A 26831-nucleotide genomic window follows, 5' to 3' on the forward strand; every position below is an offset into this window, starting at 1 on the left:
GTACCCCTTACTTAGCAGCTTTTTTACGAGGCGCTGGTGCTTGTGGCTTCAGTTCTTCTTGGCGACCACCAATTACTTCGCCTTTGAAGATCCAAACCTTTACACCGATCACACCGTAGGTGGTGTGAGCTTCGTAGTTGGCATAGTCGATGTCGGCACGCAGGGTGTGCAGTGGCACACGACCTTCGCGATACCATTCAGTACGTGCGATTTCAGCACCGCCGAGACGACCGCTCACTTGGATTTTGATGCCTTTGGCACCAATGCGCATTGCGTTCTGTACAGCGCGCTTCATAGCGCGACGGAACATTACGCGACGCTCCAGCTGCTGAGCTACGCTCTGCGCAACCAGCATACCGTCGAGCTCCGGCTTGCGGATCTCTTCGATATTGATGTGCACAGGCACACCCATTTGCTTGGTCAGGTCCTGACGCAGTTTCTCAACATCTTCACCTTTCTTCCCGATAACGATACCTGGACGAGCGGTGTGGATGGTGATACGTGCAGTCTGCGCCGGACGATGGATATCGATACGGCTTACGGACGCGCTTTTTAGTTTGTCTTGGAGATACTCACGCACCTTCAGATCAGCGAACAAGTAGTCCGCATAAGTCCGACCGTCTGCGTACCAGACGGAGGTGTGCTCCTTGACGATTCCCAGGCGAATGCCAATGGGATGTACTTTCTGACCCATCTCTTCGACTCCGTTACTTGTCAGCAACCTTGACAGTGATATGGCAAGACCGCTTGACGATGCGATCAGCACGGCCTTTGGCACGTGGCATGATGCGCTTCAGCGAACGCCCTTCGTTGACGAAAACGGTGCTGACCTTCAGGTCATCAACGTCTGCGCCTTCGTTATGCTCGGCGTTGGCTACGGCCGACTCCAGCACTTTCTTCATGATCTCGGCGGCTTTCTTACTGCTGAAAGCCAACAGGTTGAGCGCTTCGCCCACCTTCTTCCCGCGGATCTGGTCGGCGACCAAGCGGGCTTTCTGGGCGGAGATTCGAGCGCCCGACAACTTAGCGGCTACTTCCATTTCCTAACCCCTTAACGCTTGGCTTTCTTGTCTGCCACGTGCCCGCGATAAGTGCGGGTACCGGCGAACTCGCCCAGTTTGTGGCCGACCATGTCTTCGTTAACGAGAACTGGGACGTGTTGACGACCGTTGTGTACTGCGATGGTCAGACCGACCATTTGTGGCAGGATCATCGAACGACGCGACCAGGTCTTAACTGGTTTGCGATCGTTCTTTTCCGCCGCCACTTCGATCTTCTTCAGTAGGTGAAGATCAATAAAAGGACCTTTTTTCAGAGAACGTGGCACTGTCGTATCCCTCTATTTACTTGCGACGACGGACGATCATTTTGTCGGTACGCTTATTACCACGAGTCTTCGCGCCCTTAGTCGGGAAGCCCCATGGCGATACCGGATGACGACCACCAGAGGTACGACCTTCACCACCACCATGTGGGTGGTCAACCGGGTTCATGGCAACACCACGAACGGTTGGGCGAACGCCACGCCAGCGCTTGGCACCAGCTTTACCCAACGAACGCAGGCTGTGCTCGGAGTTCGAGACTTCGCCCAGGGTCGCACGGCATTCAGCCAGTACTTTACGCATCTCACCAGAACGCAGACGCAGGGTCACGTAGACACCTTCACGAGCGATCAGCTGAGCCGAAGCACCAGCGGAACGAGCGATCTGTGCGCCTTTACCTGGCTTCAATTCGATGCCGTGTACGGTGCTACCAACTGGAATGTTACGCAGTTGCAGAGCGTTGCCCGGCTTGATCGGTGCCAGGGCACCTGCGATCAGCTGGTCGCCAGCACTCACGCCTTTAGGGGCGATGATGTAGCGACGCTCGCCATCTGCGTACAGCAGCAGAGCGATGTGAGCAGTACGGTTTGGATCGTATTCGATACGCTCGACGGTGGCAGCGATGCCATCCTTGTCGTTGCGACGGAAGTCGACCAGACGATAATGCTGCTTATGACCACCACCGATGTGACGAGTGGTAATACGGCCATTGTTGTTACGACCACCAGACTTCGATTTTTTCTCGAGCAGCGGTGCGTGAGGAGCGCCTTTATGCAGCTCCTGGTTGACCACCTTGACCACAAAACGGCGGCCAGGGGAAGTCGGTTTGCATTTAACGATTGCCATGATGCACCCCTTCCTTACTCAGCACTGCTGCTGAAATCGAGATCTTGGCCTGGCTGAAGGGAGATAACTGCCTTCTTCCAGTCATTACGCTTGCCCAGACCGCGAGCAGTGCGCTTGCTTTTACCCAGAACGTTCAGGGTAGTCACGCGCTCTACTTTCACGCTGAACAGGCTTTCGACGGCCTTCTTGATTTCCAGCTTGGTTGCGTCGGTCGCAACCTTGAAAACGAACTGGCCTTTCTTGTCTGCCAGAACCGTAGCCTTCTCGGAAACGTGCGGGCCAAGCAGAACTTTAAATACGCGTTCCTGGTTCATCCCAGCAGCTCCTCGAATTTCTTCACGGCCGACACGGTGATCAACACCTTGTCGTATGCGATCAGACTGACCGGATCGGAACCCTGCACGTCACGAACGTCGACGTGTGGCAGGTTGCGAGCAGCCAGGTACAGGTTCTGATCAACAGCGTCAGACACGATCAGGACGTCAGTCAGGCCCATGCCGTTCAGCTTGTTCAGCAGATCTTTGGTTTTCGGTGCTTCAACAGCGAAGTCCTGAACCACGACCAGACGATCAGTACGCACCAGCTCAGCAAGGATGGAACGCATTGCTGCGCGATACATCTTCTTGTTCAGCTTCTGGGAGTGATCCTGAGGACGAGCTGCGAAAGTGGTACCGCCGCCACGCCAGATTGGGCTACGGATAGTACCGGCACGAGCACGGCCAGTACCTTTCTGACGCCATGGGCGCTTGCCGCCACCGGAAACGTCGGAACGGGTCTTTTGCTGCTTGCTACCTTGACGGCCGCCGGCCATGTAGGCCACGACTGCTTGGTGAACCAGCGTCTCGTTGAATTCGCCGCCAAATGTCAGTTCGGAAACTTCGATCGCTTGAGCGTCATTTACATTTAATTGCATGTCAGCTTCCCCTTAACCGCGAGCCTTGGCTGCTGGACGTACAACCAAGTTGCCGCCAGTAGCGCCAGGAACAGCGCCCTTGACCAACAACAGATTGCGTTCAGCGTCCACGCGCACTACTTCGAGGGACTGCACGGTCACGCGCTCAGCGCCCATATGACCGGACATTTTTTTGCCCTTGAATACACGACCAGGAGTCTGGCACTGGCCGATAGAGCCTGGAACGCGGTGGGATACGGAGTTACCGTGGGTATTATCTTGCCCGCGGAAGTTCCAACGCTTGATCGTACCCTGGAAGCCTTTACCCTTGGACTGACCGGTTACATCAACCAGTTGACCAGCGGCGAAGATTTCAGCGTTGATCAGATCGCCGGCCTGGTACTCGCCTTCTTCAAGGCGGAATTCCATTACGGTACGACCAGCGGCAACGTTCGCCTTGGCGAAGTGGCCAGCCTGAGCTGCTGTTACACGCGAAGCGCGACGCTCGCCGACAGTGACTTGCACTGCACGATAGCCATCGGTCTCTTCAGTTTTGAACTGGGTGACGCGATTCGGCTCGATCTCAATGACCGTGACCGGAATGGAGACACCTTCTTCGGTGAAAATACGGGTCATACCGCATTTACGACCGACTACACCAATAGTCATGTTGTAAACCTCATGAGTGTACGGGGCTTTCACCCGCTATGGCCGCCCATTTCAGAGCGTTACACGACTAAGACCGAGTCTTAGCCGAGGCTGATCTGCACTTCCACACCGGCCGCAAGATCAAGCTTCATAAGTGCATCAACGGTTTTATCCGTTGGCTGGACGATGTCCAGAACGCGCTTATGAGTACGGATCTCGTACTGGTCACGCGCGTCTTTGTTGACGTGCGGGGAGACCAGAACGGTGAACCGCTCTTTACGGGTAGGCAGTGGAATTGGACCACGCACTTGAGCACCAGTACGTTTCGCGGTTTCCACGATTTCCTGGGTGGATTGGTCGATCAGGCGATGGTCAAAAGCCTTCAACCTGATACGGATTTGCTGATTTTGCATTGGATTTCAGACTCCGGCTGCTATTCCCACCGAGCGCAATACGCCCGTTAAAAGGAGGCGCAATTCTATAGACGCCCCATATAGGTGTCAACCCAATAAAAAAGCCCCCGCTGGGCGGGGGCTTTCTCAACTCATCGAAGCTGACTCAAAAAGAGCTTACTCGATGATTTTGGCTACGACGCCAGCGCCGACGGTACGACCGCCTTCACGAATAGCGAAACGCAGACCGTCTTCCATTGCGATGGTCTTGATCAGGGTGACAACCATTTTGATGTTGTCGCCTGGCATTACCATTTCAACGCCTTCCGGCAGTTCGCAGTTACCGGTCACGTCAGTGGTCCGGAAGTAGAACTGTGGACGGTAGCCTTTGAAGAACGGAGTGTGACGACCGCCTTCTTCTTTGCTCAGAACGTACACTTCAGCTTCGAACTTGGTGTGCGGCTTGACCGAACCCGGCTTAACCAGAACCTGGCCACGCTCAACGTCGTCACGCTTGGTACCACGCAGCAGAACGCCGCAGTTCTCGCCAGCACGACCTTCGTCGAGCAGTTTACGGAACATTTCAACACCGGTGCAGGTGGTGACGGTGGTGTCACGCAGACCTACGATTTCCAGTGGATCCTGAACCTTGACGATACCGCGCTCGATACGACCAGTCACAACAGTACCGCGACCGGAGATCGAGAATACGTCTTCGATTGGCATCAGGAACGGCTTGTCGATAACACGAACTGGTTCTGGGATGTAGCTGTCCAGAGTTTCTACCAGACGCTTGACAGCGGTGGTACCCATTTCGTTGTCGTCTTGGCCGTTCAGAGCCATCAGAGCCGAACCGATGATGATTGGAGTGTCATCACCTGGGAAGTCGTAAGTGCTCAGCAGATCGCGCACTTCCATCTCAACCAGTTCCAGCAGCTCAGCGTCGTCAACCATGTCAGCCTTGTTCAGGAAGACAACGATGTACGGAACGCCTACCTGACGGGACAGCAGGATGTGCTCACGGGTTTGCGGCATCGGACCATCAGCGGCCGAGCAAACCAGGATCGCGCCGTCCATCTGGGCAGCACCAGTGATCATGTTCTTCACATAGTCAGCGTGACCTGGGCAGTCAACGTGAGCGTAGTGACGAATCGAAGAGTTGTACTCAACGTGCGCGGTGTTGATGGTGATACCACGAGCCTTTTCTTCCGGAGCGCTGTCGATCTTGTCGAAAGCAACAACGGCCGAACCGAAAACTTCGGAGCAGACGCGAGTCAGAGCAGCAGTCAGAGTGGTTTTACCGTGGTCAACGTGACCAATGGTGCCAACGTTGACGTGCGGTAGGGAACGATCAAATTTTTCTTTAGCCACGACAATTAACTCCTTGCCTAAAGGGCTGAATCAGCCTTGTTTTTTGGTAACAGTCTCGACGATATGCGACGGAGCTGTATTGTATTTTTTGAATTCCATAGAGTAGCTTGCGCGACCCTGAGACATGGAACGAACGTCGGTCGCGTAACCGAACATTTCACCCAACGGAACCTCGGCACGAATAACCTTGCCGGAAACCGTATCTTCCATACCCAGAATCATGCCACGACGACGGTTAAGGTCGCCCATGACATCACCCATGTAGTCTTCAGGCGTAACGACTTCTACTGCCATGATCGGCTCGAGCAACTCACCACCGCCCTTCTGGGCCAGTTGCTTGGTTGCCATGGAAGCAGCCACCTTGAACGCCATCTCGTTGGAGTCGACGTCGTGGTAAGAACCATCAAACACAGTCGCCTTCAGGCCGATCAGCGGATAGCCGGCAACAACGCCGTTCTTCATCTGCTCTTCGATACCCTTCTGGATCGCCGGGATGTATTCCTTAGGAACCACACCACCTACGACTTCGTTCACGAATTGCAGACCTTCCTGACCTTCGTCAGCCGGTGCAAAACGGATCCAGCAGTGACCGAACTGGCCACGACCGCCGGATTGGCGAACGAACTTGCCTTCGATTTCACAGTTCTTCGTGATGCGCTCACGATAGGAAACCTGAGGCTTACCGATGTTGGCTTCGACGTTGAACTCACGGCGCATCCGGTCAACCAGGATGTCCAGGTGCAACTCGCCCATGCCGGAGATGATCGTCTGACCAGTCTCTTCATCAGTCTTGACGCGGAAAGACGGGTCTTCCTGAGCAAGCTTGCCCAGAGCGATACCCATTTTTTCCTGGTCGTCCTTGGTCTTAGGCTCAACGGCAACCGAAATAACCGGCTCCGGGAAGTCCATGCGAACCAGGATGATTGGCTTGTCGCCATTGCACAAGGTTTCACCAGTGGTGACGTCCTTCATGCCGATCAAGGCCGCGATGTCACCAGCGCGCACTTCCTTGATCTCTTCGCGGGCGTTTGCGTGCATTTGCACCATACGGCCTACGCGCTCTTTCTTGCCTTTTACAGAGTTGATCACGCCGTCGCCGGAGTTCAACACGCCCGAGTAAACTCGAACAAAGGTCAAGGTACCCACGAATGGGTCGGTAGCGATCTTGAACGCCAGAGCCGAGAACGGCTCGTTGTCGTCTGCATGACGCTCCAGCTCGATAGTCTCGTCATCCGGGTCGGTACCCTTGATGGCAGGAATATCGGTTGGCGCAGGCAGGAAGTCGATAACGGCGTCGAGAACCAGGGGAACACCCTTGTTCTTGAAGGAAGAACCGCAAACAGCCAGGACGATTTCACCAGCGATAGTACGCTGACGCAGAGCGGCCTTGATTTCCTCGTTGGTGAGTTCTTCACCCTCGAGGTACTTGTTCATCAGCTCTTCGTTGGCTTCGGCCGCAGCCTCAACCATGTTGCCGCGCCACTTCTCGGCTTCTTCCAGCAATTCAGCAGGAATATCCTTGCGAACAGGGACCATGCCCTTGTCAGCATCGTCCCAGTAGACAGCTTGCATGTTGATCAGATCGATCTGACCCTGGAAGTTGTCTTCGGAACCGATAGCCAGCTGGATAGGCACCGGAGTGTGGCCCAGACGCTGCTTGATCTGACCGATCACGCGCAGGAAGTTGGCACCAGCACGGTCCATCTTGTTTACATAAACAAGACGCGGAACGCCGTATTTGTTGGCTTGACGCCATACGGTTTCCGACTGAGGCTCAACGCCCGAGGTACCGCAGAATACAACCACAGCGCCGTCGAGTACGCGCAGGGAACGTTCTACTTCAATGGTGAAGTCAACGTGGCCCGGGGTATCGATGACGTTGAAGCGGTGCTCGTCCTTGTACTGCTTCTCGGAACCCTTCCAGAAAGCGGTAATGGCAGCAGAAGTAATGGTAATACCACGCTCCTGCTCCTGCACCATCCAGTCGGTGGTCGCGGCGCCATCATGCACCTCGCCCATCTTGTGACTTTTGCCGGTGTAAAAAAGGACGCGCTCAGTGGTGGTGGTTTTACCAGCATCCACGTGAGCAACGATACCGATGTTACGGTAGCGGTTAATCGGTGTAGTACGAGCCATAAAGCCCTCGCAAATTGAGTGACGCTAAAATTAGAAGCGGTAGTGCGAGAAAGCCTTGTTGGCTTCAGCCATACGGTGCACGTCTTCACGCTTCTTAACTGCAGCACCTTTACCTTCAGCAGCGTCCAACAGTTCGCCAGCCAAACGCAGGGCCATGGACTTCTCGCCGCGCTTGCGGGCGAAGTCTACCAACCAGCGCATTGCCAGGGCGTTACGACGGGACGGACGAACTTCGACCGGAACCTGGTAAGTAGCACCGCCTACACGGCGCGACTTCACTTCGACCAGCGGAGCGATGGCGTCGAGAGCTTTCTCGAAGATTTCCAGGGGATCGCTGTTCTTGCGTTCCTTAACTTTGTCCAGTGCGCCATAAACGATACGCTCGGCAACGGCTTTCTTGCCGCTTTCCATTACGTGGTTCATGAACTTGGCGAGAATCTGGCTTCCGTATTTCGGATCGTCCAGAATCTCACGTTTGGCTGCTACGCGACGTCTTGGCATTGATAAGCCCTCAAACGGTCTTCAGGTTAGCCCGGGACAGCAGATGCGTGCCCGACCTTACTCTTATCGACTCAATAAAATTAAAAACTGCAAAACGGCCGATTATTTCGGACGCTTGGTACCGTACTTCGAACGACCTTGGTTACGACCTTTAACGCCGGAAGTATCCAAAGAGCCGCGAACGGTGTGGTAACGAACACCTGGCAAGTCTTTTACACGACCGCCGCGGATCAGTACCACGCTGTGCTCTTGCAGGTTGTGGCCTTCACCGCCGATGTACGAGGAAACCTCGAAACCGTTGGTCAGACGCACACGGCATACTTTACGCAGTGCCGAGTTAGGTTTTTTCGGCGTGGTGGTATACACACGGGTGCATACGCCACGACGTTGCGGGCAGTTCTGCAGCGCAGGCACGTCGGATTTCTCGACGATACGCTTACGCGGCTGACGTACCAGCTGGTTGATAGTTGCCATCTACTAGCTCCACTGTTGTCTTGCGACGCTATTGTCTTACAAGAAAAGCAAAATGGCAGGAACGAATTCCCGCCAAATTTAGGGGATCAAGAGTCTAAAGAGGATCTTGTCCCCAGTCAAGGCAAGGCCCCGACCTCCCCGCCCGCCGGATCTCGACAATTTGTCTCGATCCGCCGAACGGGGTGACCAGGGCCAGGCACTCAATTACCGCAGAACTCAGTTACCACTCGAGTTCAGTGCTTCGGTCAGTGCAGCTTCCACTTCACTGGCGCTTACGCGCAACGGCTTGTCAGCTTCACGGCGACGCTTGCGTTCGCTGTGATAGGCCAAACCGGTACCGGCCGGGATCAGACGACCCACGACCACGTTTTCTTTCAGCCCGCGCAGGTAATCGCGCTTGCCGGTTACCGCCGCTTCGGTCAGTACGCGAGTGGTTTCCTGGAAGGAAGCCGCCGAGATGAACGATTCGGTGGACAACGACGCCTTGGTGATACCCAGCAGAACGCGAGTGAACTTGGAGACAAACTTGTCTTCGCCGCTCAGACGCTCGTTCTCTACCAGTACGTGAGTCAATTCCATCTGGTCGCCCTTGATGAAACTGGAATCGCCGGATTCAGCGATCTCAACTTTACGCAGCATCTGACGCAGGATGGTCTCGATGTGCTTGTCGTTGATCTTCACGCCTTGCAGACGGTAAACGTCCTGGATCTCGTTCACGATGTACTTGGCCAGCGCACTCACACCCAGCAGACGCAGGATGTCGTGTGGATCGCTCGGACCGTCCGAGATAACTTCGCCGCGGTTTACCTGTTCGCCTTCGAACACGTTCAGGTGACGCCACTTCGGAATCAGCTCTTCGTACGGATCGGTACCGTCGTTCGGGGTGATAACCAGACGGCGTTTGCCTTTGGTCTCTTTACCGAACGCGATGGTGCCGCTGACTTCAGCCAGAATCGAGGCTTCTTTCGGACGACGGGCTTCGAACAAGTCGGCAACACGCGGCAGACCACCGGTGATGTCGCGAGTTTTCGAAGTCTCTTGCGGAATACGAGCGATAACATCACCGATCGCGATCTTCGCACCATCCGCTACACCGACCAGGGCGTTGGCTGGCAGGAAGTACTGAGCGATAACGTCAGTGCCTGGCAGCAACAGATCCTTGCCGTTGTCGTCGACCATCTTCACAGCAGGACGGATGTCCTTGCCGGCAGCTGGACGATCTTTCGCATCGAGTACTTCAATGTTGGTCATACCGGTCAATTCGTCGGTCTGACGCTTGATCGTGATGCCTTCTTCCATGCCCACGTAGGTCACGGTACCTTTCATTTCGGTAACGATCGGGTGAGTGTGCGGGTCCCACTTGGCCACGATGGCGCCAGCGTCGACCTTGTCACCTTCTTTAACCGAAATCACAGCACCGTACGGCAGCTTGTAGCGCTCGCGCTCGCGACCGAAGTCGTCAGCGATGGCCAGCTCACCGGAACGGGACACAGCAACCAGGTGACCATCCACTCGCTCAACGTGCTTCAGGTTGTGCAGACGGACGGTACCGCCATTCTTCACCTGAACGCTGTCGGCCGCGGAGGTCCGGCTTGCCGCACCACCGATGTGGAACGTACGCATCGTCAGCTGGGTACCCGGCTCACCGATGGACTGGGCAGCGATAACGCCGACCGCTTCACCGATGTTCACTTGGTGACCACGTGCCAGGTCGCGACCGTAGCACTTGGCGCAGATGCCGTAGCGAGTTTCGCAGCTGATCGGCGAACGTACGATCACTTCGTCGATGCTGTTGAGTTCGATGAACTCGACCCACTTCTCGTCAACCAGGGTGCCCGCAGGAACGATCACGTCCTCGGTACCCGGCTTGAATACGTCACGGGCGATGACACGACCCAATACGCGTTCACCCAACGGCTCTACAACGTCACCGCCTTCAATGTGCGGAGTCATTACCAGGCCATGTTCGGTGCCGCAATCGATCTCGGTCACGACCAGATCCTGGGCAACGTCTACCAGACGACGAGTCAGGTAACCGGAGTTCGCCGTTTTCAAGGCGGTATCCGCAAGACCCTTACGAGCACCGTGAGTGGAGATGAAGTACTGAAGTACGCTCAAACCTTCACGGAAGTTCGCGGTAATCGGGGTCTCGATGATGGAACCGTCCGGCTTGGCCATCAGGCCACGCATACCGGCGAGCTGACGGATCTGCGCAGCAGAACCCCGTGCGCCCGAGTCGGCCATCATGTACATCGAGTTGAAGGACTCCTGGTCGACTTCGTTGCCATGACGGTCGATGACTTTCTCTTTCGAGAGGTTGGCCATCATCGCCTTGGAAACTTCGTCGTTCGCCTTGGACCAGAGGTCGATCACTTTGTTGTACTTCTCGCCCTGGGTTACCAGGCCGGAGGCGTACTGACTTTCGATCTCTTTCACTTCTTCGGTAGCTGCACCGATGATGCGGGCTTTTTCATCCGGGATAACGAAGTCGTTAACACCGATGGAAACGCCGGAAATGGTCGAATAGGCAAAACCGGTGTACATCAACTGGTCAGCGAAGATCACGGTCTCTTTCAGACCAACCACGCGGTAGCACTGGTTGATCAGCTTGGAGATCGCCTTTTTCTTCATCGGCAGGTTGACGACGTCGTAGGACAGACCTTTTGGCACAACCTGGAACAACAGCGCACGGCCGACGGTAGTGTCGACAATACGAGTGTTGGTCACGCTGCCGCCGTCACGATCGTTCACGGTTTCGTTGATCCGCACCTTGACCTTGGCGTGCAGTGCGGCTTCGCCGGCACGGAACACACGGTCAACTTCTTGCAGATCCGCGAACACACGACCTTCGCCCTTGGCGTTGATCGCTTCACGCGTCATGTAGTACAGACCCAATACAACGTCCTGCGACGGAACGATGATTGGCTCACCGTTGGCTGGCGACAGGATGTTGTTGGTCGACATCATCAACGCACGCGCTTCCAACTGGGCTTCCAGTGTCAGCGGTACGTGCACGGCCATTTGGTCGCCGTCGAAGTCGGCGTTGTACGCAGCACAGACCAACGGGTGCAGCTGGATAGCCTTACCTTCGATCAGTACCGGTTCAAACGCCTGGATACCCAGACGGTGAAGGGTCGGTGCACGGTTGAGCAGAACCGGGTGTTCGCGAATCACTTCGGCGAGAACGTCCCAGACCTCTGGCAGCTCGCGCTCGACCATCTTCTTGGCGGCCTTGATGGTAGTCGCGAGACCACGCATTTCCAGCTTGCCGAAAATGAACGGCTTGAACAGCTCCAGAGCCATTTTCTTAGGCAGACCGCACTGGTGCAGACGCAGGGTCGGACCTACGGTAATTACCGAACGACCGGAGTAGTCAACACGCTTACCGAGCAAGTTCTGACGGAAACGACCCTGCTTACCCTTGATCATGTCAGCCAGGGATTTCAGAGGACGCTTGTTGGAACCGGTGATAGCGCGGCCACGACGACCGTTGTCGAGCAGTGCGTCGACCGCTTCCTGCAACATACGCTTTTCGTTGCGCACGATGATGTCCGGAGCGGACAGATCGAGCAGACGCTTCAAGCGGTTGTTACGGTTGATCACTCGACGATACAGATCGTTGAGGTCGGAAGTCGCGAAACGACCGCCATCGAGCGGAACCAGTGGACGCAGATCTGGCGGCAGAACCGGCAGAACGGTCAGCACCATCCACTCTGGCAGGTTGCCGGAACCCTGGAAGGCTTCCATCAACTTCAGACGCTTGGACAGCTTCTTGATCTTGGTTTCGGAGTTGGTTTGCGGAATTTCTTCGCGCAGACGGCCAATCTCGTGTTCCAGGTCGATAGCGTGCAGCAGTTCGCGGACAGCTTCGGCACCCATGCGGGCATCGAAATCGTCGCCGAACTCTTCCAGCGCTTCGAAGTACTGCTCGTCGTTGAGCAGCTGACCTTTTTCAAGGGTGGTCATGCCTGGATCGATAACGACATAGCTCTCGAAGTAGAGAACGCGTTCGATATCACGCAGGGTCATGTCCATCAGCAGGCCGATACGGGACGGCAGCGATTTCAGGAACCAGATGTGAGCAACCGGCGAGGCCAGTTCGATGTGCGCCATGCGCTCACGACGAACTTTTGCCAGCGCGACTTCAACGCCGCACTTCTCGCAGATCACACCACGGTGCTTCAAGCGCTTGTACTTACCGCACAGGCACTCGTAATCCTTGACCGGGCCAAAGATCTTGGCGCAGAACAGGCCGTCACGCTCAGGTTTGAACGTACGGTAGTTAATGGTTTCCGGCTTTTTAACTTCACCGAACGACCACGAACGGATCATCTCAGGCGATGCCAATCCAATACGGATGGCGTCGAACTCTTCGACTTGACCCTGGTTTTTCAGCAAATTCAGTAGGTCTTTCAAGGCCTTTCCTCCTGGCGGAGCAGAGAGCGGGCAAAACAGCCCCGCTCTCGATTCGCGTCACGTGTTATTCGGTTTCCAGATCGATATCGATGCCGAGGGAACGAATTTCCTTGATCAACACGTTGAAAGACTCGGGCATGCCCGGCTCCATACGGTGATCGCCGTCCACGATGTTTTTGTACATCTTGGTCCGGCCGTTCACATCGTCCGACTTCACTGTGAGCATTTCTTGCAGAGTGTATGCAGCACCGTACGCTTCCAGTGCCCAGACCTCCATCTCCCCGAAACGCTGACCACCGAACTGCGCCTTACCACCCAGCGGCTGCTGAGTAACCAGGCTGTAAGAACCGGTAGAACGAGCGTGCATCTTGTCGTCTACCAAGTGGTTCAGCTTCAGCATGTACATGTAGCCAACGGTAACCGGGCGCTCGAACTTGTTGCCGGTACGGCCGTCGAACAGCTGCATCTGGCCGCTTTCTGGCAAGTCTGCCAGTTTCAGCATGGCCTTGATTTCGCTTTCCTTGGCACCGTCGAACACCGGAGTAGCCATTGGAACGCCGCCGCGCAGGTTCTTCGCCAGATCCAGGATTTCCTGGTCGGTGAAGGTGTCCAGCTCTTCGTTGCGGCCGCCGATCTCGTTGTAGATCTCGTGCAGGAACTTACGCAGGTCAGCGACCTTGCGCTGCTCTTCGATCATACGGTTGATCTTCTCGCCCAAGCCCTTGGCCGCGAGGCCCAGGTGGGTTTCAAGGATCTGACCAACGTTCATACGCGAAGGTACGCCCAACGGGTTGAGGACCACATCGACCGGGGTGCCATTGGCATCGTGCGGCATGTCTTCAACCGGCATGATCACGGAGACCACACCCTTGTTACCGTGACGACCGGCCATCTTGTCGCCCGGCTGGATGCGGCGACGGATTGCCAGGTAAACCTTGACGATTTTCAGCACGCCTGGAGCCAGGTCATCGCCCTGCTGCAGTTTGCGCTTCTTGTCTTCGAACTTGTCGTCCAGCAGACGGCGGCGATCAACGATGTAGGCCTGAGCCTTCTCGAGCTGCTCGTTCAGAGCATCTTCAGCCATGCGCAGTTTGAACCACTGGCCATGCTCAAGACCGTCGAGAACTTCGTCGGTGATTTCCTGACCTTTCTTCAGGCCGGCGCCGCCTTCGGCTTTGTGGCCGACCAGAGCGGAGCGCAGACGCTCGAAAGTTGCGCCTTCGACGATACGGAACTCTTCGTTCAGGTCCTTGCGGATCTCGTCGAGTTGAGTCTTCTCAATGGACAGTGCACGAGCATCACGCTCAACACCGTCGCGAGTGAAGACCTGTACGTCGATGACGGTACCCTTGGTGCCGGTAGGCACGCGCAGGGAGGTGTCTTTAACGTCGCTGGCTTTTTCACCGAAGATGGCACGCAGCAGTTTTTCTTCCGGAGTCAGCTGGGTCTCGCCTTTCGGAGTGACCTTGCCCACCAGGATGTCGCCTGCGCCTACTTCAGCACCTACGTAAACGATACCGGCTTCGTCCAGCTTGTTCAGTGCAGCTTCACCCACGTTCGGGATGTCCGCAGTGATTTCCTCTGGGCCAAGCTTGGTGTCACGGGCCACACAGGTCAGTTCCTGGATGTGGATCGTGGTGAAGCGGTCTTCCTGAACCACACGCTCGGACAGGCAGATGGAGTCTTCGAAGTTGAAGCCGTTCCATGCCATGAACGCGATGCGCATGTTCTGACCCAACGCCAGTTCACCCATATCGGTGGACGGACCGTCGGCCATGATGTCGCTGCGCTGAACCCGATCACCCTTGCTCACCAGCGGACGCTGGTTGATGCAGGTGTTCTGGTTGGAGCGGGTGTATTTGGTCAGGTTGTAGATGTCGACACCGGCTTCGCCAGTTTCAACTTCGTCATCGGCAACACGAACCACGATACGGCTGGCGTCGACGGAGTCGATCACGCCACCACGACGAGCCACGACGCAAACGCCGGAGTCACGGGCAACGTTACGCTCCATGCCGGTACCTACCAGCGGCTTGTCGGCACGCAGGGTGGGTACAGCTTGACGCTGCATGTTCGAACCCATCAACGCACGGTTGGCGTCGTCGTGCTCGAGGAACGGGATCAGCGACGCTGCAACCGAAACTACCTGCTTCGGCGATACGTCCATCAAGGTGACGTCTTCCGGCGCCTTGACGGTGAACTCGTTCAAGTGACGAACAGCTACCAGCTCGTCGATCAGGACTTTCTTGTCGTTCATCGTGGCCGAAGCCTGAGCGATCACGTGATCTGCTTCTTCGATGGCGGACAGGAACACGATCTCGTCGGTCACCAGGGCGTCTTTCACCACACGGTACGGGCTCTCGAGGAAGCCGTACTGGTTGGTGCGCGCATAGGCAGCCAGGGAGTTGATCAGACCGATGTTCGGACCTTCCGGCGTTTCGATCGGGCATACACGACCGTAGTGCGTCGGGTGTACGTCACGAACCTCGAAGCCTGCACGCTCACGGGTCAGACCGCCCGGGCCGAGTGCGGAGACACGACGCTTGTGGGTGATCTCGGACAGCGGGTTGTTCTGGTCCATGAACTGGGACAGCTGGCTCGAACCGAAGAACTCCTTCACCGCCGCAGCCACAGGCTTGGCGTTGATCAGGTCTTGCGGCATCAGGCCTTCGCTTTCAGCCATCGACAGACGTTCCTTGACCGCACGCTCTACGCGCACCAGGCCAACACGGAACTGGTTCTCGGCCATCTCGCCTACACAGCGAACACGACGGTTACCCAGGTGGTCGATGTCATCGACGATGCCCTTGCCGTTACGGATGTCGACCAGGGTCTTGAGGACAGCAACGATGTCGTCCTTGTTCAGTACACCCGAACCTTCGATTTCGGTACGACCGATACGACGGTTGAACTTCATCCGGCCGACCGCAGACAGGTCATAACGCTCAGGGCTGAAGAACAGGTTGTTGAACAGGGTCTCGGCTGCATCCTTGGTTGGCGGCTCGCCAGGACGCATCATGCGATAGATCTCGACCAGGGCTTCCAGTTGGTTGCCGGTGGAGTCGATCTTCAGCGTGTCGGAGATGAACGGGCCGCAGTCGATGTCGTTGGTGTACAGCGTCTCGATGCGAACGACCTGGGCCTTGGCGATTTTTGCCAGGATCTCGGTGTTCAGCTCGGTGTTGCACTCCGCCAGGATTTCGCCGGTGGCCGGATGCACGATGACCTTGGCCGTGGTGCGACCCAGGACGTAGTCCAGAGGCACCTGCAGCTCTTTGATCCCGGCTTTTTCCAGCTGGTTGATGTGGCGAGCGGTGATACGACGACCCTGCTCGACAATAACCTTGCCTTTGTCATCCTGGATATCGAGGACAGCGATTTCACCGCGCAGGCGCTGAGGCACCAGTTCCAGGCTGAGGTTTTCACCTTGCACATGGAAAACGTTGGTGGTGTAGAACGCGTCCAGCACTTCTTCGGTGGTATAGCCGAGCGCGCGCAGCAGTACCGATGCAGGCAGCTTGCGACGACGGTCGATACGCACGAATACGCAGTCTTTCGGGTCGAACTCGAAGTCCAACCACGAACCGCGGTAAGGAATGATGCGCGCGGAGTAAAGCAGTTTGCCGGAGCTGTGCGTCTTGCCACGGTCGTGGTCGAAGAACACGCCCGGAGAACGGTGCAGCTGGGAAACGATTACACGCTCGGTACCGTTGATTACGAAGGTACCGTTCTCAGTCATCAGGGGGATTTCACCCATGTAGACTTCTTGCTCTTTGATGTCCTTGATCGCTTTGTTCGACGATTCTTTGTCGAAAATGATCAGGCGCACTTTTACCCGCAAAGGTACGGCGTAAGTAACACCGCGCAATACGCATTCTTTGACATCAAATGCCGGTTCGCCCAGGCGATAACCGACGTACTCCAGCGCAGCATTGCCGGAGTAGCTGATGATCGGGAAAACGGATTTGAAGGCCGCATGCAGGCCCACGTCGCGGAACTGATCTTTAGTCGCTCCCGCTTGCAAGAATTCACGATACGAATCCAGCTGGATGGCCAGGAGGTACGGCACATCCATGACGTCCGGCAACTTGCTAAAGTCCTTGCGGATACGTTTTTTCTCAGTATATGAGTAAGCCATCAGCGTTCCCCAGCTTGGTCACCTGCTTGTTTGGCCCCTCCCGACGGGAGCAGCCAGAAAATCGTGCAAACCCCATGGTTTGCGCCACCACATCGGGTGGTTACAGCTCGCGATCAGCACCGACCCAGTCGGCTGCCAATAACGGAAAAAGGCCGGTGGCAAGAGCCACCAGCCATCAGCCTGTCGCTTAACGCTCGGGCTGGAGACGCAAAGTCGATGCTTACTTCAGCTCGACTTTAGCGCCTGCTTCTTCCAGAACTGCTTTGGCTTTGTCAGCTGCGTCTTTGGCAACAGCTTCCAGAACCATGGCAGGAGCGCCGTCAACTACAGCCTTGGCTTCTTTCAGGCCCAGACCGGTCAGTTCACGTACTGCCTTGATCACGTTTACTTTCTTCTCGCCAGCTTCGGTCAGCATGACGTTGAATTCGGTTTGCTCTTCAACAACGGCGGCAGCAGCAGCTGGGCCAGCGGAAGCAGCGGCAGCGGAAACGCCGAATTTCTCTTCGAAAGCTTTGATCAGCTCAACAACCTGCAGAACCGACATTTCAGCTACGGCGTTGAGGATATCGTCTTGGGAGATAGACATTACTGTATTTCCTGAATTGGGGGACGGCCTACGCGGCCATCGAAATAAACAAAAAAGCGCGAGAGGAAGTGCTCAGCCTTAGGCTGCGGCAGCTTCTTTTTGCTCGCGAACTGCAGCCAGAGTACGAGCCAGCTTGCTGGTAGCGCCTTGAATCACGCTCATCAGCTGCGAAATGGCTTCGTCGCGGGTCGGCAGTGTTGCCAGTACATCGATCTGATTAGCTGCGAGGAACTTGCCCTCGAACGCAGCTGCCTTGATCTCGAACTTATCCTGACCCTTGGCGAATTCCTTGAACAAACGGGCAGCAGCGCCTGGATGATCTTTGGAGAACGCGATCAGGGTCGGGCCGGTGAACACGTCGTTGAGAACACTGTATTCAGTGCCAGCAACAGCGCGCTTGAGCAGGGTGTTACGTACGACACGTACGTAAACGCCAGCTTCACGAGCCTCTTTACGGAGTCCGGTCATTGCGCCTACTGTTACGCCACGGGCATCAGCCACGACAGCGGACAGAGCGACTTTGGCAGCCTCGTTGACTTCAGCGACGATGGCCTTCTTGTCTTCGAGATTAATTGCCACGGGTTTAACTCCTGCTTGTTACCGTTTCATTCAGTCGAAACCGAATGTCGTTTTGGTGTCTGATTCGGTAAGGAACCGGGAGCACCATCTGCGTAGGCTTGTGGTTTAAGACTTGCGCCGCCTACGGTCTTGGACAGCCCCCGCCAGGCAGGGACCCCAATTTTTTGATTGGCGCAATTACTTGCGCCAATCTGAGTCTTACGCGTCGAGCGAGCTCTGATCGATGACCAGACCTGGGCCCATAGTGGTGCTCAGGGTAACGCGCTTGACGTAGATACCTTTCGAAGAAGCTGGCTTGATACGCTTCAGATCAGCGATCAGGGCTTCAACGTTTTCCTTCAGCTTGACGGCGTCGAAGCCGATCTTGCCAACGGAAGTGTGGATGATGCCGTTTTTGTCGGTGCGATAACGAACCTGACCAGCCTTGGCGTTTTTAACCGCGGTGGCTACGTCTGGGGTTACGGTGCCGACTTTAGGGTTAGGCATCAGACCACGTGGACCGAGGATCTGACCCAACTGACCTACAACGCGCATGGCATCCGGAGATGCGATCACTACGTCATAGTTCAGGTCGCCGCCCTTCATTTCAGCAGCCAGATCGTCCATGCCTACGCGATCAGCACCAGCAGCCAGAGCAGCTTCAGCTGCTGGGCCCTGGGTGAAGACAGCTACACGAACGGTCTTGCCAGTGCCGTGTGGCAGCACGGTAGCGCTACGAACGACCTGGTCGGATTTACGTGGGTCAACGCCCAGGTTTACAGCAACGTCGAACGACTCGCTGAACTTGACAGTCGACAGCTCAGCCAGCAGAGCGGCGGCGTCTACAAAGTTGTAGGCCTTGCCTGCTTCGATTTTGCCGGCGATAGCCTTTTGACGCTTGGTCAGCTTAGCCATTACACACCCTCCACGTTAAGGCCCATGCTACGAGCAGAACCGGCGATAGTACGCACGGCTGCATCCATATCAGCTGCAGTCAGATCCGCGTTTTTGGTTTTCGCGATTTCTTCCAGCTGAGCACGGGTAACGGTGCCAACCTTAACGGTGTTTGGACGAGCGGAACCGCTGGTCAAACCTGCAGCCTTCTTCAGCAGAACCGAAGCTGGGGTGCTTTTTGTTTCGAAAGTGAAGCTACGGTCGCTGTAGACAGTGATGATCACTGGAGTCGGCAGACCTGGCTCAAGACCCTGAGTACGGGCGTTGAAGGCCTTGCAGAATTCCATGATGTTCACGCCGTGCTGACCCAGGGCAGGACCAACAGGTGGGCTTGGGTTAGCCTGAGCGGCCTTCACTTGCAGCTTGATGTAAGCGGTAATTTTCTTGGCCATGAGGCACTCCAATTACGGGTTCGAACGCCTCGAAAGGCTCCCCGGTTACTTGCGCGTTTATCCCAGTGACGACAAAACCCCACAGCCTTGGGCTGCGGGGTTGGGATGCCTGTTCAATCAGACCTTTTCGACCTGACTGAACTCTAGCTCTACCGGAGTAGAGCGACCGAAAATGAGCACTGCCACTTGGATCCGGCTCTTTTCGTAGTTAACTTCTTCAACCGTGCCGTTGAAATCAGCGAATGGACCGTCGGTGACGCGTACAACCTCACCTGGCTCAAACAGTGTCTTCGGCTTCGGCTTGTCGCTACCATCAGCGACGCGACGCAGAATCGCTTCTGCCTCTTTATCCGTGATCGGTGCAGGCTTGTCGGCGGTACCGCCAATGAAGCCCATCACCCGAGGGGTATCCTTGACCAAGTGCCAAGTCCCTTCGTTCATATCCATCTGTACCAGCACGTAGCCCGGAAAGAACTTACGTTCACTTTTGCGCTTCTGGCCATTACGCATCTCAACCACTTCTTCAGTGGGGACCAGAATCTCGCCAAAGCCATCTTCCATGCCAGCCAGCTTTACGCGCTCTACCAGCGAGCGCATAACATGCTTCTCGTAACCCGAGTAAGCATGCACAACGTACCAACGCTTAGCCACGGGACACCCTTAGCCAACAATCAAGGAAACAAGCCAGCCGAGCAGGGAATCGAGCCCCCACAACAGCAACGCCATTACCAGAACAACAGCCACAACGATCAACGTGGTCTGCGTGGTTTCTTGGCGAGTCGGCCATACGACTTTACGAATCTCAGTGCGAGCTTCCTTAGCGAGTACAAAGAAAGACTTGCCCTTGGCTGTCTGCAGGCCTACAAAGGCAGCAACAGCAGCAATGGCGAGCAATGCAAGTACGCGGTACAGGATCGGCGAAGCAGAATAATACTGATTGCCAACAACGCCAATAACCACCAAAGCAACTACCACTAGCCACTTGAGCAGATCGAAGCGAGAGCCTTGAGCTTCAGCTTTAGGAGTCATCTATGAAGATCCTGTGAAAAGAAAGCCAGACACACTGAGTGAATCTGGCAGGTCAGGAGGGAATCGAACCCCCAACCTACGGTTTTGGAGACCGTCGCTCTGCCAATTGAGCTACTGACCTAAAACAAAATCAGGCCGACCATTATGCCGGCCCGAAAAAGACATTACAACTGTTTACTCGATGACTTTGGCTACGACGCCAGCGCCGACGGTACGACCGCCTTCACGGATAGCGAAACGCAGACCATCTTCCATCGCAATGGTCTTGATCAAGGTAACAGTCATCTGAATGTTGTCACCTGGCATTACCATTTCAACGCCTTCTGGCAGCTCGCAGTTACCAGTCACGTCAGTTGTACGGAAGTAGAACTGTGGACGGTAGCCTTTGAAGAACGGAGTATGACGACCGCCTTCTTCCTTGCTCAGAACGTAAACTTCTGCGGTGAACTTGGTGTGCGGCTTGACGGTGCCCGGCTTGACCAGAACCTGGCCACGCTCAACGTCGTCACGCTTGGTGCCGCGCAGCAGCACGCCGCAGTTCTCGCCAGCACGACCTTCGTCGAGCAGCTTGCGGAACATTTCAACGCCAGTGCAGGTAGTTTTCTGAGTATCGCGCAGACCGACGATCTCAACTTCTTCCTGGATACGGACGATGCCACGCTCAACACGACCAGTCACAACAGTACCGCGACCGGAGATCGAGAATACGTCTTCGATCGGCATCAGGAACGGCTTGTCGATAGCACGCTCCGGCTCTGGGATGTAGCTGTCCAGAGTTTCCACCAGCTTCTTGACAGCAGTGGTGCCCATTTCGTTGTCGTCTTGGCCGTTCAGAGCCATCAGAGCCGAACCGATGATGATTGGAGTGTCATCACCTGGGAAATCGTAAGTGCTCAGCAGATCGCGCACTTCCATCTCAACCAGTTCCAGCAGCTCAGCGTCGTCAACCATGTCAGCCTTGTTCAGGAAGACAACGATGTACGGAACGCCTACCTGACGGGACAGCAGGATGTGCTCACGGGTTTGCGGCATCGGACCATCAGCGGCCGAGCAAACCAGGATCGCGCCGTCCATCTGGGCAGCACCGGTGATCATGTTTTTTACGTAGTCGGCGTGACCTGGGCAGTCAACGTGTGCGTAGTGACGCACGGCCGAATCGTATTCAACGTGAGCGGTGTTGATGGTGATACCGCGAGCTTTTTCTTCCGGGGCGCTGTCGATCTTGTCGAAGTCAACCTTGGCCGAACCGAAAACTTCGGAGCAGACACGGGTCAGAGCAGCGGTCAGCGTGGTTTTACCGTGGTCAACATGACCAATGGTACCAACGTTGACGTGCGGCTTATTACGTTCGAACTTTTCCTTAGCCATCGAAATCACCCCTAGGAGAAGAATTTAGCGAGTCACACAAGCCATTAAAACAAAGGCAGATATTTTCATATCTGCCTTGTTATATGGAGCTCTTGAGCGGATTTGAACCGCTGACCTCACCCTTACCAAGGGTGTGCTCTACCAACTGAGCTACAAGAGCGAAACACTTTGCACAACCTGCAAACTTGGAGCGGGTAGCGGGAATCGAACCCGCATCATCAGCTTGGAAGGCTGAGGTTCTACCACTAAACTATACCCGCGGAGCTTGCAGCTCACGCTAAAAATGGTGGAGGGGGAAGGATTCGAACCTTCGAAGTCGTAGACGTCAGATTTACAGTCTGATCCCTTTGGCCGCTCGGGAACCCCTCCTAAGCGAGCCGGCATTCTATATCATGCCAGCCTTCTGTCAAGCATTTTCTCATTAAAAACCTGAGGTTAGCTGCGTTGACGTCGCTTCGTACCGCTAACCTTTAAAGGTCTTCGCTGCGAAGCGGGCGCCATTCTATGCAAACTACCCAGCGGGTGCAACCCCCTCGCATGGCATTATTTTATGTTTTAACTCATTGAATTCTTTAGAAAGGTTTTGAAGCAACGTTTCATTCACCTTTCCTGCGCTTTCCTGGGAAACCTGAACCCAGAATCCCCCACCCTCAGGGACATTTGGCGCTGCAGAACGACCCGCGACGCCCGAGGCAGCCAATCGCTGCTCCAGCTGCCTGGCCAGCTCCGGACGAACAAAACCACCCAAGTAAACACAAGTTTTTTGCGCCTCACCGGGTTTACCCAGGTCGCGCCTGACAAGTGCATCCGCCGTCTCGCTCAACAGGTGAATATCCTGCTGCGAACCACGGTATAAACTGAGTGGGGTCACATCCTTGGCGCGAAGTGGGGCCTCCTGTTGATGCCAGATGTAGTAGAAGACATTCAAAACCAGCAACAACAGAAACAACCACCGCATAGAAACCTCAAGACAAAGGACAGGCCATCGCCAAACCGACAAAAACCAGGTCGGGCACCACCTTGGCATCAGGAACAACCCCGGAAACCAGATTGGCATCCCCACCCGTGAGAAACACCACGAAATCCTTTCCCCAATATTGCTGCGCCAATTCAAGCTGAGTCAGGACAAACCCTCTGAGCATCAACATGCAACCGCGCTCGACCGCTTCGACAGTTGTCCGACCTGGAGCGAGACTCTCATGGGCTCGCTCGGCGGCCATATCGTCATAGCGAATTCTTCGCGTATGAGTACGCAATTGGTTACGCATCAAAGGCATGCCCGGACAAATGAATCCGCCGAGATGCTCACCGTCCGCCGCTACAAAATCAGCCGTAATGGCAGTACCAAAATCAAGGACCAGGCACGCACCTGAAGCAAGATGGTACCCACCAAGCAAGGCCAACCATCGATCAAGCCCCAACCGCTCGTAATCCTGATAGCCGTTTTTCACCCCTGCCATTTCTCGGGCAGGCACAGCGCGAGTCACCGACACCCCAAACACATCAACGAGAGAGGCGACCAATGAATCCGTCTCCTCCGGGGTCCTTACACTAACAAGACGACATTTCTTGAGTTGGAACTTCTCGGCATTACTCAGGCTCACCAGCAAATCGCTGTCAGAGCTGACCACGCCACCTTCGACCGGCGTCACCCCATCGGCACGAAGAACACGCCATTTGATAAAGCTATTGCCGCAGTCAAGCTCAAGAATCATCACGCAACCTCAGGCTGAGCTCACCACCGCTAAAGTTTTTTTCCACACCGTCTACCTTCAAACGCAGCGCACCCTGGTGATCAATGCCCAGCACAATACCGTCAATCTTATTAACACCGGCAATCAAGGAGACAGCCCTGCCCTGCCAAAGATGGTATTGCTCCCACTCCGACTGTATTGCGGCAAACCCCGATGCGTGATGAAGCCTCAGATAGTGCTGAAGCTTCGCACCCAATCGTGCCACCAGCTCATTTCGATCAAAATCCCTTCCAGCCTCAAGGCACATGGATGTCCACTGCTGGTCGACCTCATCAGTCGATTGCATATTCACATTAATCCCCACGCCAAGGACAACATGGCAAACGTCCGCAGGATCCCCCACCAACTCAAGCAAGATGCCGGCGATCTTTTTCTCTCCCACCAGGACATCATTAGGCCATTTCAGCCCCGCCTCAGCGATCCCCATATCACGCAGGGCATGCATGACAGCAAGTCCGACGACCAGGCTCAGCCCTTCGATCTGCCGCATGCCACCGTCAATGCGCAGAACCAGGCTGTGATAGAGGTTTTCGGCAAACGGACTGACCCACTTACGACCACGACGACCGCGCCCAGCGGTCTGTCGCTCGGCCAAAACCATGAACGGCGCCGCCGCTCCCGGCTCGATCAAACGCAACGCCTCGGCGTTGGTCGAATCGATAGCGTCGAAGATATGGACAGGCCACTCATGAAGGCCCTTTGCGTAAATCTCTGCAGCATCCAAAAGCACCAGAGGCTTAGCCAACTGATACCCCCTACCTCGAACCTTATGAACAGACAGCCCTATTTCTGCTTCCAAGTGCTGCAATTGCTTCCATACAGCACTACGACTGATACCCAAAGCAGCACCCAGCGCCTGCCCTGAATGAAAGCGACCATCCTTCAGAAGTTTTAGCAACGTGAGCATGCGGAGTGCGCCCTGATAATGAGGCCCGCATGATAGCCATGCACAAGACAGTTGCATAGAAACACAAAATGACTTTCCTGCGGGCAAAACAAAACCCCTACCTGCATCAGCAGATAGGGGTTTCGGAATTTAATCTTGACGATGACCTACTCTCACATGGGGAAACCCCACACTACCATCGGCGATGCATCGTTTCACTGCTGAGTTCGGGATGGGATCAGGTGGTTCCAATGCTCTATGGTCGTCAAGAAATTCGGGTACTGAGTCGTGGCCAGTTGGCCTCGCTTCAGCAAATTGGGTATGTGATAGCGTCGGTGTTTTGTGAGATTCGAACTTTCGGTTCGTTTCGTCTTCACACACCGCAATCTGGTCTCTTCGCCGTTGGCTTGGAGTTACAAATTGCTTGGGTGTTATATGGTCAAGCCTCACGGGCAATTAGTACAGGTTAGCTCAACGCCTCACAGCGCTTACACACCCTGCCTATCAACGTCGTAGTCTTCGACGGCCCTTCAGGGGACTCAAGGTCCCAGTGAGATCTCATCTTGAGGCAAGTTTCCCGCTTAGATGCTTTCAGCGGTTATCTTTTCCGAACATAGCTACCCGGCAATGCCACTGGCGTGACAACCGGAACACCAGAGGTTCGTCCACTCCGGTCCTCTCGTACTAGGAGCAGCCCCTCTCAAATCTCAAACGTCCACGGCAGATAGGGACCGAACTGTCTCACGACGTTCTAAACCCAGCTCGCGTACCACTTTAAATGGCGAACAGCCATACCCTTGGGACCGGCTTCAGCCCCAGGATGTGATGAGCCGACATCGAGGTGCCAAACACCGCCGTCGATATGAACTCTTGGGCGGTATCAGCCTGTTATCCCCGGAGTACCTTTTATCCGTTGAGCGATGGCCCTTCCATACAGAACCACCGGATCACTAAGACCTACTTTCGTACCTGCTCGACGTGTCTGTCTCGCAGTCAAGCGCGCTTTTGCCTTTATACTCTACGACCGATTTCCGACCGGTCTGAGCGCACCTTCGTACTCCTCCGTTACTCTTTAGGAGGAGACCGCCCCAGTCAAACTACCCACCATACACTGTCCTCGATCCGGATAACGGACCTGAGTTAGAACCTCAAAGTTGCCAGGGTGGTATTTCAAGGATGGCTCCACGCGAACTGGCGTCCACGCTTCAAAGCCTCCCACCTATCCTACACAAGCAAATTCAAAGTCCAGTGCAAAGCTATAGTAAAGGTTCACGGGGTCTTTCCGTCTAGCCGCGGATACACTGCATCTTCACAGCGATTTCAATTTCACTGAGTCTCGGGTGGAGACAGCGCCGCCATCGTTACGCCATTCGTGCAGGTCGGAACTTACCCGACAAGGAATTTCGCTACCTTAGGACCGTTATAGTTACGGCCGCCGTTTACCGGGGCTTCGATCAAGAGCTTCGCGTTAGCTAACCCCATCAATTAACCTTCCGGCACCGGGCAGGCGTCACACCCTATACGTCCACTTTCGTGTTTGCAGAGTGCTGTGTTTTTAATAAACAGTCGCAGCGGCCTGGTATCTTCGACCGGCGTGGGCTTACGCAGCAAGTGCTTCACCCTCACCGGCGCACCTTCTCCCGAAGTTACGGTGCCATTTTGCCTAGTTCCTTCACCCGAGTTCTCTCAAGCGCCTTGGTATTCTCTACCCAACCACCTGTGTCGGTTTGGGGTACGGTTCCTGGTTACCTGAAGCTTAGAAGCTTTTCTTGGAAGCATGGCATCAACCACTTCGTCACCCAAAGGGTAACTCGTCATCAGCTCTCGGCCTTAGAATCCCGGATTTACCTAAGATTCCAGCCTACCACCTTAAACTTGGACAACCAACGCCAAGCTGGCCTAGCCTTCTCCGTCCCTCCATCGCAATAACCAGAAGTACAGGAATATTAACCTGTTTTCCATCGACTACGCTTTTCAGCCTCGCCTTAGGGACCGACTAACCCTGCGTCGATTAACGTTGCGCAGGAAACCTTGGTCTTTCGGCGTGGGTGTTTTTCACACCCATTGTCGTTACTCATGTCAGCATTCGCACTTCTGATACCTCCAGCAAGCTTCTCAACTCACCTTCACAGGCTTACAGAACGCTCCTCTACCGCATCACTTACGTG

Annotated in this window: 24 protein-coding genes, 4 tRNA genes and 2 rRNA genes (1 of these 30 only partly in view); all 30 read right to left on the reverse strand. The window is 55.3% G+C overall.

Annotated features, from left to right (window positions below; translation table 11 throughout):
- Positions 1 to 7 precede the first annotated feature (7 nt).
- Positions 8 to 694: a 30S ribosomal protein S3 gene (gene rpsC, locus LOY50_RS25790; RefSeq protein ID WP_003176422.1), complete on the reverse strand. Its 687-nt coding sequence runs from the start codon at positions 692 to 694 to the stop codon at positions 8 to 10.
- Between the two features lie 13 nt (positions 695 to 707).
- Complete coding sequence (rplV, locus tag LOY50_RS25795) at positions 708 to 1040, reverse strand: 50S ribosomal protein L22 (RefSeq protein ID WP_003103908.1); 333 nt, start codon at positions 1038 to 1040, stop codon at positions 708 to 710.
- 11 nt (positions 1041 to 1051) lie between these two features.
- Entirely contained in the window at positions 1052 to 1327 is a 276-nt protein-coding gene (gene rpsS / locus LOY50_RS25800) for a 30S ribosomal protein S19 (RefSeq protein ID WP_002555486.1), read from the reverse strand.
- A 16-nt stretch (positions 1328 to 1343) separates the two neighbouring features.
- Positions 1344 to 2168, reverse strand: coding sequence for a 50S ribosomal protein L2 (gene rplB, locus LOY50_RS25805; RefSeq protein WP_003186055.1), 825 nt, complete (start codon positions 2166 to 2168; stop codon positions 1344 to 1346).
- 14 nt (positions 2169 to 2182) lie between these two features.
- Positions 2183 to 2482, reverse strand: a complete 300-nt coding sequence (gene rplW, locus LOY50_RS25810; RefSeq protein WP_002555488.1) for a 50S ribosomal protein L23 — start codon at positions 2480 to 2482, stop codon at positions 2183 to 2185.
- Positions 2479 to 3081 (reverse strand): 50S ribosomal protein L4, encoded by a 603-nt coding sequence (rplD, locus tag LOY50_RS25815; protein WP_003186057.1) that lies wholly within the window; start codon positions 3079 to 3081, stop codon positions 2479 to 2481. The genes rplW and rplD overlap by 4 nt, the downstream gene beginning before the upstream one ends.
- 12 nt (positions 3082 to 3093) lie before the next feature.
- Complete coding sequence (gene rplC, locus LOY50_RS25820) at positions 3094 to 3729, reverse strand: 50S ribosomal protein L3 (RefSeq protein WP_003186059.1); 636 nt, start codon at positions 3727 to 3729, stop codon at positions 3094 to 3096.
- Positions 3730 to 3809: 80 nt separating this feature from the next.
- A complete protein-coding gene (rpsJ, locus tag LOY50_RS25825) occupies positions 3810 to 4121 on the reverse strand; it encodes a 30S ribosomal protein S10 (protein ID WP_003186070.1) in 312 nt (103 codons plus the stop codon).
- Positions 4122 to 4277: 156 nt separating this feature from the next.
- The gene (gene tuf, locus LOY50_RS25830) at positions 4278 to 5471 is read right to left on the reverse strand and encodes an elongation factor Tu (RefSeq protein ID WP_003186071.1); all 1194 of its coding nucleotides are present in this window, start codon (positions 5469 to 5471) and stop codon (positions 4278 to 4280) included.
- 30 nt (positions 5472 to 5501) lie between these two features.
- Entirely contained in the window at positions 5502 to 7607 is a 2106-nt protein-coding gene (gene fusA, locus LOY50_RS25835) for an elongation factor G (RefSeq protein ID WP_258689523.1), read from the reverse strand.
- Positions 7608 to 7637: 30 nt separating this feature from the next.
- A complete protein-coding gene (rpsG, locus tag LOY50_RS25840; RefSeq protein ID WP_003186074.1) occupies positions 7638 to 8108 on the reverse strand; it encodes a 30S ribosomal protein S7 in 471 nt (156 codons plus the stop codon).
- Positions 8109 to 8210: 102 nt separating this feature from the next.
- The gene (rpsL, locus tag LOY50_RS25845; RefSeq protein ID WP_003186084.1) at positions 8211 to 8582 is read right to left on the reverse strand and encodes a 30S ribosomal protein S12; all 372 of its coding nucleotides are present in this window, start codon (positions 8580 to 8582) and stop codon (positions 8211 to 8213) included.
- Between the two features lie 216 nt (positions 8583 to 8798).
- On the reverse strand, positions 8799 to 12998 hold the full coding sequence (rpoC, locus tag LOY50_RS25850; RefSeq protein WP_018611969.1) for a DNA-directed RNA polymerase subunit beta': 4200 nt from the start codon (positions 12996 to 12998) through the stop codon (positions 8799 to 8801).
- 64 nt (positions 12999 to 13062) lie between these two features.
- A complete protein-coding gene (gene rpoB / locus LOY50_RS25855) occupies positions 13063 to 17136 on the reverse strand; it encodes a DNA-directed RNA polymerase subunit beta (RefSeq protein WP_024619109.1) in 4074 nt (1357 codons plus the stop codon).
- Between the two features lie 220 nt (positions 17137 to 17356).
- On the reverse strand, positions 17357 to 17722 hold the full coding sequence (gene rplL, locus LOY50_RS25860; RefSeq protein WP_053125869.1) for a 50S ribosomal protein L7/L12: 366 nt from the start codon (positions 17720 to 17722) through the stop codon (positions 17357 to 17359).
- Positions 17723 to 17800: 78 nt separating this feature from the next.
- Positions 17801 to 18301, reverse strand: a complete 501-nt coding sequence (rplJ, locus tag LOY50_RS25865) for a 50S ribosomal protein L10 (protein WP_214512567.1) — start codon at positions 18299 to 18301, stop codon at positions 17801 to 17803.
- A 198-nt stretch (positions 18302 to 18499) separates the two neighbouring features.
- The gene (gene rplA, locus LOY50_RS25870; protein WP_003186095.1) at positions 18500 to 19195 is read right to left on the reverse strand and encodes a 50S ribosomal protein L1; all 696 of its coding nucleotides are present in this window, start codon (positions 19193 to 19195) and stop codon (positions 18500 to 18502) included.
- A complete protein-coding gene (rplK, locus tag LOY50_RS25875; RefSeq protein ID WP_003176435.1) occupies positions 19195 to 19626 on the reverse strand; it encodes a 50S ribosomal protein L11 in 432 nt (143 codons plus the stop codon). Before rplK ends, rplA begins: the two co-directional genes overlap by 1 nt.
- 117 nt (positions 19627 to 19743) lie before the next feature.
- Entirely contained in the window at positions 19744 to 20277 is a 534-nt protein-coding gene (gene nusG / locus LOY50_RS25880) for a transcription termination/antitermination protein NusG (protein WP_003186097.1), read from the reverse strand.
- 9 nt (positions 20278 to 20286) lie between these two features.
- On the reverse strand, positions 20287 to 20655 hold the full coding sequence (gene secE, locus LOY50_RS25885; protein ID WP_003206102.1) for a preprotein translocase subunit SecE: 369 nt from the start codon (positions 20653 to 20655) through the stop codon (positions 20287 to 20289).
- A 45-nt stretch (positions 20656 to 20700) separates the two neighbouring features.
- Positions 20701 to 20776: transfer RNA gene (locus LOY50_RS25890), tRNA-Trp, on the reverse strand.
- Between the two features lie 53 nt (positions 20777 to 20829).
- Positions 20830 to 22023, reverse strand: a complete 1194-nt coding sequence (tuf, locus tag LOY50_RS25895) for an elongation factor Tu (RefSeq protein ID WP_003186103.1) — start codon at positions 22021 to 22023, stop codon at positions 20830 to 20832.
- 84 nt (positions 22024 to 22107) lie between these two features.
- A tRNA-Thr gene (locus tag LOY50_RS25900) sits at positions 22108 to 22183 on the reverse strand.
- Between the two features lie 26 nt (positions 22184 to 22209).
- A tRNA-Gly gene (locus LOY50_RS25905) sits at positions 22210 to 22283 on the reverse strand.
- Between the two features lie 24 nt (positions 22284 to 22307).
- Positions 22308 to 22392 (reverse strand) — tRNA-Tyr (locus LOY50_RS25910).
- Between the two features lie 142 nt (positions 22393 to 22534).
- Positions 22535 to 22981, reverse strand: coding sequence for a hypothetical protein (locus LOY50_RS25915; protein WP_253469862.1), 447 nt, complete (start codon positions 22979 to 22981; stop codon positions 22535 to 22537).
- Positions 22982 to 22988: 7 nt separating this feature from the next.
- Positions 22989 to 23738: a pantothenate kinase gene (locus LOY50_RS25920; RefSeq protein WP_253469865.1), complete on the reverse strand. Its 750-nt coding sequence runs from the start codon at positions 23736 to 23738 to the stop codon at positions 22989 to 22991.
- Positions 23728 to 24684 (reverse strand): bifunctional biotin--[acetyl-CoA-carboxylase] ligase/biotin operon repressor BirA, encoded by a 957-nt coding sequence (birA, locus tag LOY50_RS25925; RefSeq protein ID WP_253469868.1) that lies wholly within the window; start codon positions 24682 to 24684, stop codon positions 23728 to 23730. Before birA ends, LOY50_RS25920 begins: the two co-directional genes overlap by 11 nt.
- Before the next feature lie 133 nt (positions 24685 to 24817).
- Positions 24818 to 24933, reverse strand: a 5S ribosomal RNA gene (gene rrf / locus LOY50_RS25930).
- Between the two features lie 165 nt (positions 24934 to 25098).
- A 23S ribosomal RNA gene (locus LOY50_RS25935) occupies positions 25099 to 26831 on the reverse strand; it runs 1159 nt beyond the window's last position.

The sequence above is a fragment of the Pseudomonas sp. B21-010 genome, assembly GCF_024749325.1.
In the GTDB taxonomy this organism is placed as follows: Bacteria; Pseudomonadota; Gammaproteobacteria; order Pseudomonadales; family Pseudomonadaceae; genus Aquipseudomonas; species Aquipseudomonas kilonensis.